A 13226-nucleotide genomic window follows, 5' to 3' on the forward strand; every position below is an offset into this window, starting at 1 on the left:
AGTTCGGCCTCGGCGCCGGCCTCTGGACCCGCGACATCAACCGCGCCTACCGCATGGGCCGCGCCATCAAGGCCGGTCGCGTGTGGACCAACTGCTACCACCTGTACCCGGCGCACGCCGCGTTCGGCGGCTACAAGAAGTCCGGCGTCGGCCGTGAAACCCACAAAATGATGCTCGACCACTATCAGCAGACCAAAAACCTGCTGGTGAGCTACGACATCAATCCGCTGGGCTTCTTCTAATCGCGTAACGGCTATTCGCCAGCAAGCCGGCTCCTACAGACCGCGTAAACCTGTAGGAGCCGGCTTGCTGGCGATGGCGCCCTATATGACACAACACCAAAGGCTGGCCGCTCTGGCACGGGCCTTGCGTACCCGTCATTCGGCATTTACCCCAACCCGTCGTACCCGAAAGTCCAAAAGATCGAACAATAAAAAATAGAGAGGACTTATGACTACTTCTTCCACACAGCTCAAACCCACACTCGGCACCCTGCATTTATGGGGCATTGCCGTCGGCCTGGTGATTTCCGGCGAGTACTTCGGCTGGAGTTACGGCTGGGGCACCGCAGGCACGCTGGGTTTTCTCGTCACCGCGCTGATGGTGGCGACGATGTACACCTGCTTCATTTTCAGCTTCACCGAACTGACGACGGCGATTCCCCACGCTGGCGGGCCGTTTGCCTACAGCCGCCGGGCCTTTGGTGAAAAAGGCGGATTGATCGCCGGCATCGCCACCCTGATCGAATTCGTTTTCGCACCGCCGGCCATCGCCATGGCCATCGGCGCCTACCTCAACGTGCAATACCCGGAACTGGACCCGAAGATCGCCGCCGTTGGCGCCTATTTCGTGTTCATGGGTCTGAACATCCTCGGCGTCAGCATCGCGGCCACCTTCGAGTTGGTCGTCACCGTGCTGGCGGTCGCAGAACTGCTGGTGTTCATGGGAGTGGTCGCGCCAGGCTTCAGCTTCAGCAACTTCGTGCTCAATGGCTGGTCGGGCGCCAATGAGTTCACGATGGCCTCGATTCCCGGCATTTTTGCCGCCATTCCCTTTGCGATCTGGTTCTTCCTCGCCATCGAAGGCGCTGCCATGGCCGCCGAAGAAGCCAAGGATCCGAAACGCACCATCCCCAGGGCCTACGTCAGCGGCATTCTGACCCTGGTGTTCCTGGCCATCGGCGTGATGGTCATGGCGGGCGGCGTCGGAGACTGGCGTCAACTCTCGAACATCAACGATCCACTGCCCCAGGCGATGAAAGCCGTGGTTGGCAATAATTCGACCTGGATGCACATGCTGGTATGGATCGGCCTGTTCGGCCTGGTGGCAAGTTTCCACGGGATCATTCTTGGTTACTCACGGCAGTTTTTCGCCCTGGCTCGCGCTGGTTACCTGCCAAAGGGCCTGGCCAAACTCTCGCGTTTCCAGACGCCGCACCGGGCGATCCTGGCGGGTGGCGTGATCGGCATTGCAGCCATCTACAGCGATGGCCTGGTCAATCTGCAAGGCATGACCCTGACGGCGGCGATGATCACCATGTCGGTATTCGGTGCCATCGTGATGTACATCATCAGTATGCTGAGCCTGTTCAAGTTGCGTAAAACCGAACCGAACCTGGAACGCACCTTCCGCGCACCCGGTTATCCGATCGTACCGGGGATCGCGCTGTTTCTGGCGGTGGTGTGCCTGGTGGCGATGGCGTGGTTCAACACCGTGATCGGCCTGGTTTTCCTCGGCTTCATGGTTGCCGGTTACCTGTACTTCCAGTTGACCGCCAAGCAACGGTCCGAGGCACCGGCGGACGCTATGCTCGAAGGTATCTAGATGCACCGGCACCGGGATTTTTGCCGGTGCCTGCCTAATCAAGGTGCACGCAGTCGTGAATTGAAGACTTGAACATAACAGGAGGACACCGCCCCATGGCCGCATTCGCCCATACCGTCGGCGCCCAGACTTACCGCTTCGACAACCTCAAGGAAGTGATGGCCAAGGCCAGTCCGGCGCGCTCCGGCGATTTCCTGGCTGGCGTCGCCGCGCTCAACGATGGCGAGCGGGTGGCCGCACAGATGGCGTTGGCCGACACTCCGCTGAGCCACTTCCTGCAGGAAGCACTGATTCCCTACGAATCCGATGAAGTCACCCGGCTGATCATCGATACCCACGACAAACAAGCCTTCGCGGTCGTCAGCCATCTCACCGTCGGCGGCTTTCGTGACTGGCTGCTCAGCGATGCCGCCGACGAACAGGTCCTGCGCGCCCTCGCACCCGGCCTGACGCCGGAAATGGTTGCCGCGGTCTCGAAGATCATGCGCGTGCAGGACCTGGTACTGGTGGCGCAGAAAATCCGCGTGGTCACGCAGTTTCGCGGCACCCTGGGCCTGCGCGGTCGACTGTCCACCCGCCTGCAACCGAATCACCCCACCGACGAACCGGCCGGCATCGCCGCGAGCATTCTCGACGGCCTGCTGCATGGCAATGGCGACGCCATGATCGGCATCAACCCGGCCACCGACAGCATCGCCTCGATCTGCGCCATGCTGGAAATGCTCGACGCGATCATCCAGCGCTACGAGATTCCGACCCAGGCTTGCGTACTGACCCATGTCACCACGTCGATCGAAGCGGTCAATCGCGGCGTACCGCTGGACCTGGTGTTCCAGTCGATCGCCGGCACCGAAGCGGCCAATGCCAGTTTCGGCATCAACCTGAGTCTCTTGAAGGAAGGCCATGAGGCCGGTTTGAGCCTGAATCGCGGCACGCTGGGCCGCAACCTCATGTATTTCGAAACCGGCCAGGGCAGCGCCCTGTCGGCCAACGCCCACCATGGCGTCGATCAACAAACCTGCGAAACACGCGCCTATGCCGTTGCGCGTCATTTCAACCCGTTCCTGGTCAACACCGTCGTCGGCTTCATCGGCCCGGAATACCTGTACAACGGCAAGCAGATCATCCGTGCCGGCCTGGAAGACCACTTCTGCGGCAAATTGCTCGGTGTGCCCATGGGTTGCGACATCTGTTACACCAACCATGCCGAAGCCGACCAGGACGATATGGACACCCTGCTGACCTTGCTGGGCGTCGCCGGGATCAACTTCATCATGGGCATCCCGGGTTCCGACGACATCATGCTCAACTACCAGACCACCTCGTTCCATGATGCGCTCTACGCCAGGCAAACACTGGGGCTGAAGCCCGCGCCGGAGTTCGAGCAGTGGCTGGCGAAAATGGGCATCTTCACTCAATCGGACGGCCGGGTTCTCTTCGGCGACAGCCTGCCACCGGCCTTTCGACAGGCCCTGGCGCAATTGGGATGAGTCACGACATGGATAAATTACCCTTCGATCCGCACAACCCATGGCTGGAACTACGGCGACTGACACCGGCGCGAATTGCCCTGGGCCGAACCGGCACCAGCATTCCCACGCGCGCCCAACTGGACTTCCAATACGCCCACGCCCAGGCGCGGGATGCGGTGCACCTGCCGTTCGATCATGCAGCACTCGGTTCACAACTGACCGAGCGCGGGCGCGAAAGCCTTCTGCTGCACAGCGCGGCGATCGACCGCAACAGCTACCTGCAACGCCCGGACCTGGGGCGAAAGTTGAGTGAGGCGTCGACAAAGACCCTGCGCGAATACACTTCGGCACACCCTGGCGGGGTCGACCTGGTGATCGTCATCGCCGACGGACTGTCGGCATTGGCCGTTCATCGCCATACACTGCCCTTTTTGGCACGCCTGGATGAACAGATTGCAGCCGAAGGCTGGACGGTAGCGCCGGTGATACTGGTGGAACAGGGGCGCGTGGCGGTCGCTGATGAAATCGGTGAGTTGCTGGGTGCAAAAATGACCGTGATCCTCATCGGCGAACGCCCCGGCCTCAGCTCCCCGGACAGCCTGGGGTTATATTTCACCTACAATCCCAAGGTCGGTCTTACGGATGCTTACCGTAATTGCATCTCCAACGTGCGGCTCGAAGGCTTGAGTTACGGCATGGCGGCGCACCGCCTGCTGTACTTGATGCGCGAAGCCTGCCGGCGGCAGTTGTCAGGGGTCAATCTGAAGGACGAAGCGCAGGTTCAGACATTGGAGTCGGACGCAGGAACCGACATGAAAAGCAATTTCCTGCTCGACCCGCCGAAGGCCTGAACCGCTTCCGCATTGCACATTCGTACCAGTTTCAGGCAGGATCGTTGCACGGCCGCCAAGGGTTTCCCATCGCCGTCAGAGATGCAAGACAGCCACTTGAAGACGAGACCTACCATGCGGATTATTCAAGCGACCCTCGAACACCTGGACCTGCTGACCCCGTTGTTCGTCAAATATCGCGAGTTTTATGGCTCCCTGCCGTATCCGGACTCGTCGCGAGCGTTCCTCGAAAAACGCCTGCGTCGCAAGGAGTCGGTGATCTACCTGGCGCTGTCCGATGACGACAGCAACAAACTGATGGGTTTTTGCCAGCTGTACCCGAGCTTCTCCTCGTTGTCCCTCAAGCGCGTTTGGATCCTCAACGACATTTATGTCGCCGAAGACGCGCGCCGCCAGTTGGTCGCCGACAACCTGATCCGTACCGCGAAAAAAATGGCCAAGGAAACCAATGCCGTACGCATGCGTGTTTCCACCAGCAGCAACAATGAAGTCGCGCAGAAAACCTACGAGTCCATCGGATTCAAGGAAGATACCGAATTCAAGAACTACGTGCTGCCGATCAGCGACGAACTCTGAATCACCTGCACCCTGCTCGCGATGGCATCGACTGGATTACACTGGTCCAACGAGGCAACGGCATCGCGAGCAGGCTCGCTCCCACCTGATCGTTATCAAACATCAGCCCTGCGATGACATTCCCCGCTACAATCTCGACGCGATTTTCACCACTCGCCTCGTATAATCCCGATATTCCCGGCTTGTAAGAAAAACTACCCCTATCCGTAGTCTTACGCGAAGTCATCCGCACAGGCCTGCCGAGTCGGGCCGTCACCACAGGTGCTATCCATGGATTTCAACCCGATCGACATCGTCCTGCATCTGGACGTGTACCTCGACATGCTTGTAGCCAACTACGGGGCATGGATCTACGCCATTCTGTTCATGGTCATCTTTTGTGAAACGGGCCTTGTGGTCATGCCCTTCCTGCCGGGCGATTCCCTGCTGTTCATCGCCGGCGCCGTGGCGGCCGGTGGCGGCATGGACCCGGTACTGCTCGGCGGCCTGCTGATGCTGGCGGCGATTCTGGGCGACAGTACCAACTACATCATCGGACGAACGGCGGGTGAAAAACTGTTCAGCAATCCGAACTCGAAGATCTTCCGCCGCGACTACCTGCAACAAACCCACGACTTCTACGACAAGCATGGCGGCAAAACCGTGACCCTGGCGCGCTTCCTGCCCATCATCCGTACCTTTGCGCCCTTCGTCGCCGGTGTGGGGAAAATGCCCTACCCGCGCTTCTTTGCCTTCAGTGTGCTGGGTACCATCCTGTGGGTCGGCGGCCTGGTGACGCTTGGTTATTTCTTCGGCAATGTGCCGTTCATCAAGAAGAACCTGTCGCTGCTGATCGTGGGCATCATCCTGCTCTCGCTGGTGCCGATGATCATTGGCATGGTGCGTGGCCGCCTGGGCGGTTCAAGCTCAAAAGCCGAATCGCGCTGACACGATGTGGTCTCTGAGCGCCTGGCGTCGCCAGCGCACCCTGGCAAAGCACCCGATTGCCGATGACATGTGGCAACGGGTGCGCCATCACCTGAGCTTTCTCGATGGCATCAGTGCAGCCGAAGACCAATGGCTGCGCGAAGCCTGCGTACTGTTCCTTGAAGACAAACACCTGACCGCCCTGCCCGGCGTCGAACTGCATCAGGAGCAGCGCTTGCTGCTCGCTGCCCAGGCGCAACTGCCGTTGCTGAACCTCGGCGACCTGAACTGGTATCAGGGCTTCCACGAAATCATTCTCTACCCTGACGACTTCCTCAGCCCCCAGCGCCATCGCGATGCCAGCGGCGTCGAGCACGAATGGGACGGTGAACACAGCGGTGAAGCCTGGCAACAAGGCCCGATCATTCTTGCCTGGCCCGGTGTGATGGCCAGTGGCGGTTGGGAAGGCTATAACCTGGTGATCCACGAACTGGCGCACAAACTCGACATGCTCAATGGCGTCGCCAACGGCCTGCCGCCGTTGCACCCGGACATGCGCGTCAGTGACTGGGCCAGCGTCATGCAAGAGGCCTACGACGACCTCGACCGGCAACTGGAACGCAATCCCGATGCCGAAACGGCCATCGACCCCTATGCCGCCGAAAACCCTGCCGAGTTCTTCGCCGTCACCAGCGAATACTTCTTCAGTGCCCCGGATTTGCTGCACGAAGCTTATCCACAGGTGTATCAACAGTTGAAGTTGTTCTATCGCCAGGACCCGCTGGCGAGGCTGAAGCAACTTCAGGCGCATGACCCTGTCTATCAGGCACACCAGTGAGCGCCATACGACTTCTGGTACATGGCGTCGACCCAGGAATATGCCTATAATCGCCGCCACTTTTTGGTCAATCCGGCCAAGTGTTTCTGGTCAACTAACGGGGGCAACGCCCAATGAGCTACAGCAAGATTCCGGCTGGCAAAGACCTGCCGAACGACATCTACGTCGCGATCGAGATTCCGGCCAACCACGCGCCGATCAAATACGAAATCGACAAAGACAGCGATTGCCTGTTCGTTGACCGTTTCATGGCCACCCCAATGTTCTACCCGGCCAACTACGGTTACATCCCGAACACCCTGGCTGATGACGGTGATCCCCTCGACGTGCTGGTCGTGACCCCTTACCCGGTTGCTCCAGGTTCGGTGATCCGCGCCCGTCCGGTGGGCATCCTGAACATGACCGACGACGGCGGCGGCGATGCCAAAGTCATCGCAGTCCCACACGACAAGCTGTCCCAGCTGTACGTCGATGTGAAGGAATACACCGACCTGCCAGCCCTGCTGATTCAGCAGATCGAGCACTTCTTCGCGAACTACAAAGATCTCGAAAAAGGCAAATGGGTGAAAATCGAAGGCTGGGCCGGCGCAGACGCCGCTCGCGACGCCATCACCAAGTCGGTTGCGGCCTACAAAGGCTAAGCCCGGCTGCAGCCTTTAGCTGCAAGCGGCAAGAAAAACCCCGGTTGATCCGGGGTTTTTTGTGGGCGCCTGATTCGCACGCCAAACATCCCGTTTAAACAAATTCAATCTCGGTTTTTTCTCGTTTAAAATTCCCCGGGAACGTCTTACATCCCGTCGTAAATTTCCCTCGAAATTTGAACGAGGCGTTTATTCAAACCCTTACCAGCCGCCAGTAGACTCGTGTTCATGAAAAAGAACACTAGCGGCCCACGCTTCAAGGCGCTCCTCGAAGCAGCGAGCATCACGACCACCGGATTTGCCGAATTCCTGGATACGGCTCCGCAAAATGTACATAACTGGTACACCCGCGGCGTGCCCGCTCATTGCATGGAAGAGGTCGCCAGAAAGCTCTCCGTCAGCAGCAACTGGCTGAAAACCGGCGAAGGCTCGAAAGATGCCCAGCACCTGCGTCTGCTCGACGAGTCCGGCAACACCTTCGATGCCCAGACCATCCGCGGTATCTACACGGTCATCGAGCCTGTCGACGTAGAGCTGCCGCTCTACAAGGAAGCTGTCACCGCCCCTGGCTCGAACAAAACCCACGTCATACAAGACGCCGAGCAATCCATCCGGCTGCCCCGCAGCCACCTTGACTCCCTGGAAATCAACCACGCTGACGCCATTTGTGCCCTCATGAGCGGCAACAGCATGGGAGAGAAAATTGAAGACGGTTCGACCCTGGCGATTGACCGTGGCCTGACCCAGATTGTCGATGGCGAGATCTACGCCATCGAACATGACGGCATGCTGCGCATCAAGTACCTGCACCGACTACCGGGCAACTCCCTGCGCCTGCGCAGCCACAACCGCGCCGAGTACCCGGATGAAATCTTCAGGGCCGCACAAATCGAAGAGCAGAACATCAGGGTACTGGGCTGGGTGTTCTGGTGGTCGACCCTGAACAAACGGCGGCCGGCGGTACCGTTTCTTTAAGCGTTCCAGAATGCCCGTCGGCCACCCACCCGAGTGGCCGAGCGGCTCTGCGCGGCACTTCCCGCTGGGAATTTGCGTCAAACCTGCGTATGCTGCGCCCCACATTTGCGCATCAACCCGCCTCGCGGCTCTGATCGCACTGACCTGGCAGATGATTTTCTCCCCAGGTCCCACAGCCGGACGCAAGATCCGGGTGTACGTTTTGAAGGCTGGCGCGGTTTACCAAAAATGATCCAAGCCAGTCCCCGAGAAGCCGGCCACAAGCCGGCTTTTTAATGCCTCAAAGAAAGTGATTCAAAAAATCACTCAGCCTCTTGCGCATTCAGCGCATAAAACTCCTGGAGCTTGGCTTGCAACAGCTTCTTGTCCGGCAACTGAGTGTGGTACTCCGCGATCAAGGCAGGCGACAGTGATCGGTTCAGGGCGTACTCGACGATTTCGTCCTCTTTGCTCGCGCACAGCAATACCCCGAGCGCCGGGTTTTCGTGTGTCTTGCGGACATTGCGGTCCAACGCTTCAAGGTAAAAATCCATCTTCCCCAGGTATTCCGGCTCGAAGCGCCCGACCTTGAGTTCGATTGCCACCAGGCAGTTCAGCCCACGGTGGAAGAACAACAGATCCAGCGCAAAGTCCCGCCCACCTACCTGCAACGGATATTGCGAACCCACAAAGCAGAAGTCCCTGCCCAGTTCGATCAGAAAATCCCTGAGCTTGTGCAGCAGGCCACCATGCAAATCCATCTCTGCATGGCCACGCTCCAGAGCCAGAAACTCGACCACATAGGCATCCTTGAACACGTCCAGGGCCTGGGGATGAATTTGTCTCAGCGGTGCTGACACTTTTGCCGGGCTGACCACTGAACGTTCAAACAGAGCCGCCTTGAACTGACGCTCCAGTTCGCGGCTCGACCATTTTTCCTGGATTGCCATGCGCAGGTAAAACTCACGCTCCTCCGGGTGTTTGCTCTGGTTGAGAATGATCATGTTGTGTGTCCAAGGCAATTGTCTCAGCAGTGCTGAGACTTTTACGTCATGCCTGTACGCTTCGAAAAATTGACGCATACGAAACAAATTAGGCCGGGTGAAGCCCCTCAGTCCGGGCTGAGTACGAGCGAGGTGAGTGGCCAATCGAGCCACCACCCCATCCCCCCACTCCGCTGCTTCAATTTTTCGACTGATGTAGGCCCCTACCTGCCAGTGCAACTCGATCAGTTCGGTGTTGACCGCCTGCATGGCGCGTTGTCGCGCAGTCACAATCAGTTGGGTGATTTCGTTGAAAGCAGAATCGAGAGAGGTATCGCTACGAAGATCATTCACGTCAGGGCATTTCCATGTCGGTTGCAGGGCCCTTTTAACTACTCCTGATACCGGCGCAGGAACATTCACGATGTATTTCTGCATGAAACAACGCGAACAAGCCTCCATCTCGCCCAGAGAACACTTGCCAAGCCAAAATGGCCGATGCTAAATCCACCCCGTCCAAAGACCGCTACCCTTACCCCGGAAGAAGCTCTGTCGGTCGGACTTCGCTTTCAAGCTCAACGGGAACCTTCGCAATGGATCTGCACATCCCGACCCTGCTGGTAGTCTCGGTCTTCGTTTTTATTCTGATGGGTTTGTTGACCTGTCATGCCTGGTGGCGTGAAACCCGTGAGCGTCCGCTGGCTTATCTGGGTGCCATGATGTTGCTCGCCGCCCTGGGTGTGGTGCTGGTCAGCTGGCGTGGGCGCGGGGTCGACTTTGTCCCGCTGATTTTCGGCAACGTGGCCCTGTTGCTGAGCGCCGCAATGAACTGGACGGCCATGCGCGTACTGGTCGGGCGCGCGCCGTCGGTGCCGGGAATCGTTGCCGGCGCAGGCATCTGGCTGATCCTCTGCCTGATTCCGGCGTTCTATGACGCCATGCCTGTGCGCGTCGTGGTGTATTCCCTTCTGGCGGCCGGCTATGGCGTGCTGACAGCCTCGGAGTTCTGGCGCAACCGTCAGAGCCTTGATGTCGCGTACATGCCCGCGCTGGTTCTGACCCTGTTGCATACCGCTTTCTATCTCGTGCGCAGTGTGATCGACAAGAGCTTGCCGCTGGATCAGGCCCTGTCGGGCGTCGGCGAGGGTGTGCGGTTTTTCTCCTTCATGCTGTTCGAATCCATGCTCTATGTCATAGGCATTGCTTATGTGACGCTGGCCATGGTCAAGGAGCGCACCGAGCTCAAATTCAAGGCGGCGGCATTCTGTGATTCGCTCACCGGGATCGGTAACCGGCGCGCCTTCATGTCCCACGGGGAGCGTTTGCTGGCGGATAGCCAACGCCGAACGGAGTCTGTCGCCCTGCTGTTGTGCGACCTGGATCACTTCAAGCGCTTGAACGATAGCTTCGGCCATCCAGCGGGGGATCAGGCGCTGATCGCGTTCAGCCAGATTCTGACGGGCAATCTGCGCCATCACGATGTATTCGGTCGCATCGGCGGAGAAGAGTTTGCCTGTCTGCTCAAAGGGGCGGATGAGCGGGAGGCGGTTCAGGTTGCCGAACGTATCCGCCAGGCGTTTTCCCGGCTGTCGATGCTGGAGCCGGGGATGCTCAGTGTCAGCATCGGCGTCGTCACCACCCGCGAGGCGGGCTACGACCTTTCGAGCCTGCTTTCACAGGCCGATGAAGCCCTGTATGGCGCCAAGGATCACGGGCGCAATCGAGTGCAAACCCTGCGCAAGTTGTACCTCAACCTCACGGATAACTGAACGACTTCACCAACGTCAACTCCCCGACCGCGCGCATCGGCACCAGGAACGTCTCCATTTTCTCGCTCGGCGTTCCTTCTTCGGTAATCACCGTCACCTGCGCGGTGGTCAGCGGTTGGACCGCGTCTTCCTGCCCTTCTTCATCACTGCTGTAGCCACCGCCGAAGTAGTTCACATAAACCAGATACTGCCCCTTGATCGGTGCGGGCATGGCGAAGATTTCCGGACCATAGCCGGTGGTGACGTCGACGTCGAGCGCGGCGCCGTTGGGGGCGACGCGGTCGCCGTACCAGATGTGCGCACCGTCGGGAGTGATCAGGTGCAGGTCGAGGTCGGTGCCGTCGCTGTCCCACGCCAGCAATACTCGCAATTTGGCCGGGGTGGCGCCGCCGCTGCTGTTGAGGAACTGCGTGCGTTTACGTTGTTGGCCATCCGGGCTGCGAACTTCGACGCTGTTGCTGCCGTTGGGGAATGAGAACGGGCGATCGAAACGGCCGGCTGGGTCGATCTTCAGGGGCATGCTGACGCCGTTGACGATCAAGCGACCGGGCTCAGCGGATTTGGGCGTGGCTTTGATCTGCCCACTGATGCGAGCGGTGTTGGCCTGCCCTGCCGGAGTATTCACCGACGAGGCCGGGTAGTTGACGACCTGCCGGAAACTTTCCCCTTCACCTTCGGATGCTCCGGTGCGCCAGCCGCCTGCGGGGGTGTCGAGTTTGACGCTGTCAGCCGCCATCAACGATGGCAACGCCATCAGCGAACAGAAAAACAGCAAGACCTGTGGATAACGGAGTTTCATGGTCTATTCCAGCAAGAGGTGGCGGGCGAGCCCTTCGATGTAGGTTTCATCCTGGCCGTTGGGGTGTGCCTCGAAGGCCAGGTGCAGGTATTCGTGGGTCAGGTCGAGGCGGTCTTGCAGCGTCAGCACACCGCGCACATAGATGCGCTGGCGTTCGCGGTCGACATAGGGGCGGCCGAAGGCCAGGCGGCACACGGCGAAGGTGCTGACTTCGTTGTAGCCGGTTTCGCTTTCAAGCTGCGGGCGCCAGCCGCGCCGTTGCTTGTGCAGCCAGTCTTGTGCGGCGGGCAACGCTTCGCAGGACGCGACCGGGTTGTCCCAGCGACTGAGGCTGGCGCGCGGGTAGGCGTGCAGCAGGATGGCGTCGTAACGCTGGCCGGCGCGGGCCTGCTCGACGGCTTGCTGCCAGGACAGTTTGTCCGGGCCGGGTTGATCGGAATGGTAGGTCACGGTACTGCCGGCCAAGACCAGGTCGCTGGTCCACGCGGCGATGTCGCGAGCCCCGGGTGACGCCGGACGCGGTGCGACGCGCTGACGGTTGCTGCTGTCGTCGATGCTCAGGCAATCGCCACTGCGCGTGGCGTTTTGCAGCAGGTATGTACGAATGGCCACGGCCAGGGCTTTGGCGGCTTCGACCGGTTCGGCGCTGGCTTCGCGCTGGAGAACCCGGGCGACGTATTCTTCGCGATCCAGCCGGGCGACGAGCTTGTCGTTGAGCAGAAACAGTTCGCCGTCGCTGTGGATATCCAGCGCATTGCCGTTGGCGAATTCAACACGATAGTCACCCTGCAATGCTCCGGAAGTCACCGCCGCGCCCCCTGACAGCACGCGCCGAAGCGGATAGCGCGAGAACAGATCGACTTCTACGCACCTCCCCGCCTCCACAGGCCATGCAACAGGAAGCACCGTCGACATTGCTTGCGCGTAATCACTTAGTACCCGCTGACTGGTGCCACGCCCGCCGGCCCAGACCGGTGTACCGTCCGCCGTCCAACCGGCAAACCCGCCCTGACGCGATGTTGCATCCTGATCCGCCAGCCAGCTCCAGGTCTTCACCCGCAGGCGGCTGCCGAGCTCGCCGACGACATGGCCGTCGGCGGCATTGAGCACCACATCGAGTAACACACGCCGGGCTTGATCCTGTGCCGGCAGCACCGCCAGCACCTTCAACAGCTCTGCTACCGAAACCCGCGTAGCCGGTTGCAACGAAGGCAAATCCAGCAACCATGGCGGCGCCTGCCGCGTCTGCCAATAGGCTCGCCAGTCGCCATCACTGATGCCCAGTCGCGTGGGTTCGAAATACAGACCGCATGACTTCACCAACGCCTGATCACGTTCGATCCTGCCGCCCGCCGTGCAGCAATACATCTCTTCCTTCGATTGGCCACGACATTCATACGCCGGCTCTCGGGCGCCGGTGTCCACCAGCCAGGCGTAGACGAATATCTTCCACACACTGCCCAGCGGCGTCTGCAAGGTCTGCGGCAACGGCTCGCGGGCGATCACCTGCGTTCGGCTCAGGGACAACAAATCGCCCTTGAAGGCAAGGCGCAAAGGCTCGTCCTGCGCTGTCGCCAGCGCAGGGAGCAAACACAGCAGCCAACCCATCAGCA

The 13226-nt window shown here is 59.8% G+C and carries 13 protein-coding genes; 10 read left to right on the top strand and 3 right to left on the bottom strand.

The features are described from left to right. From EI969_RS26160 to EI969_RS26200, 9 genes are all read left to right on the top strand, one after another. Nucleotides 1–242 (top strand): aldehyde dehydrogenase family protein (locus EI969_RS26160; RefSeq protein ID WP_160388081.1); only part of this gene is annotated, 242 nt, incomplete at its 5' end. A 208-nt stretch (nucleotides 243–450) separates the two neighbouring features. Continuing rightward, nucleotides 451–1824 carry an ethanolamine permease gene (gene eat, locus EI969_RS26165; RefSeq protein WP_160390304.1) on the top strand — a complete coding sequence of 458 codons (1374 nt, stop codon included), beginning with the start codon at nucleotides 451–453 and terminating at the stop codon, nucleotides 1822–1824. A 95-nt stretch (nucleotides 1825–1919) separates the two neighbouring features. After that, nucleotides 1920–3314, top strand: coding sequence for an ethanolamine ammonia-lyase subunit EutB (locus EI969_RS26170; protein WP_160390305.1), 1395 nt, complete (start codon nucleotides 1920–1922; stop codon nucleotides 3312–3314). 8 nt (nucleotides 3315–3322) lie between these two features. After that, nucleotides 3323–4147: an ethanolamine ammonia-lyase subunit EutC gene (eutC, locus tag EI969_RS26175; protein WP_160390306.1), complete on the top strand. Its 825-nt coding sequence runs from the start codon at nucleotides 3323–3325 to the stop codon at nucleotides 4145–4147. A 114-nt stretch (nucleotides 4148–4261) separates the two neighbouring features. Then, entirely contained in the window at nucleotides 4262–4723 is a 462-nt protein-coding gene (locus EI969_RS26180; protein WP_007990572.1) for an N-acetyltransferase, read from the top strand. Nucleotides 4724–4993: 270 nt separating this feature from the next. Further along, complete coding sequence (locus EI969_RS26185; RefSeq protein WP_160390307.1) at nucleotides 4994–5650, top strand: DedA family protein; 657 nt, start codon at nucleotides 4994–4996, stop codon at nucleotides 5648–5650. A gap of 4 nt (nucleotides 5651–5654) precedes the next feature. Further along, nucleotides 5655–6467, top strand: a complete 813-nt coding sequence (locus tag EI969_RS26190; protein WP_160390308.1) for a zinc-dependent peptidase — start codon at nucleotides 5655–5657, stop codon at nucleotides 6465–6467. A 113-nt stretch (nucleotides 6468–6580) separates the two neighbouring features. Further along, nucleotides 6581–7108 carry an inorganic diphosphatase gene (gene ppa / locus EI969_RS26195; RefSeq protein WP_007894323.1) on the top strand — a complete coding sequence of 176 codons (528 nt, stop codon included), beginning with the start codon at nucleotides 6581–6583 and terminating at the stop codon, nucleotides 7106–7108. Nucleotides 7109–7336: 228 nt separating this feature from the next. Then, the gene (locus EI969_RS26200) at nucleotides 7337–8083 is read left to right on the top strand and encodes a helix-turn-helix transcriptional regulator (protein ID WP_160390309.1); all 747 of its coding nucleotides are present in this window, start codon (nucleotides 7337–7339) and stop codon (nucleotides 8081–8083) included. A gap of 302 nt (nucleotides 8084–8385) precedes the next feature. On the opposite strand, the gene EI969_RS26205 is transcribed toward EI969_RS26200, so the two are convergent. Next, the gene (locus EI969_RS26205; protein WP_160390310.1) at nucleotides 8386–9399 is read right to left on the bottom strand and encodes a PDDEXK nuclease domain-containing protein; all 1014 of its coding nucleotides are present in this window, start codon (nucleotides 9397–9399) and stop codon (nucleotides 8386–8388) included. A gap of 239 nt (nucleotides 9400–9638) precedes the next feature. Between EI969_RS26205 and EI969_RS26210 the strand changes: the two genes are divergently transcribed. Continuing rightward, a complete protein-coding gene (locus EI969_RS26210) occupies nucleotides 9639–10814 on the top strand; it encodes a diguanylate cyclase (RefSeq protein ID WP_160390311.1) in 1176 nt (391 codons plus the stop codon). Here the strand turns inward: EI969_RS26210 and EI969_RS26215 are convergent. Both EI969_RS26215 and EI969_RS26220 read right to left on the bottom strand, forming a co-directional pair. Further along, entirely contained in the window at nucleotides 10801–11613 is an 813-nt protein-coding gene (locus EI969_RS26215; protein WP_160390312.1) for a YfaP family protein, read from the bottom strand. The genes EI969_RS26210 and EI969_RS26215 overlap by 14 nt on opposite strands. Nucleotides 11614–11616: 3 nt before the next feature. After that, on the bottom strand, nucleotides 11617–13221 hold the full coding sequence (locus tag EI969_RS26220; protein ID WP_178120838.1) for a DUF2300 domain-containing protein: 1605 nt from the start codon (nucleotides 13219–13221) through the stop codon (nucleotides 11617–11619). Nucleotides 13222–13226 lie beyond the last annotated feature (5 nt).

This window comes from Pseudomonas sp. PB101, from assembly GCF_009764265.1.
Taxonomy (GTDB): domain Bacteria; phylum Pseudomonadota; class Gammaproteobacteria; order Pseudomonadales; family Pseudomonadaceae; genus Aquipseudomonas.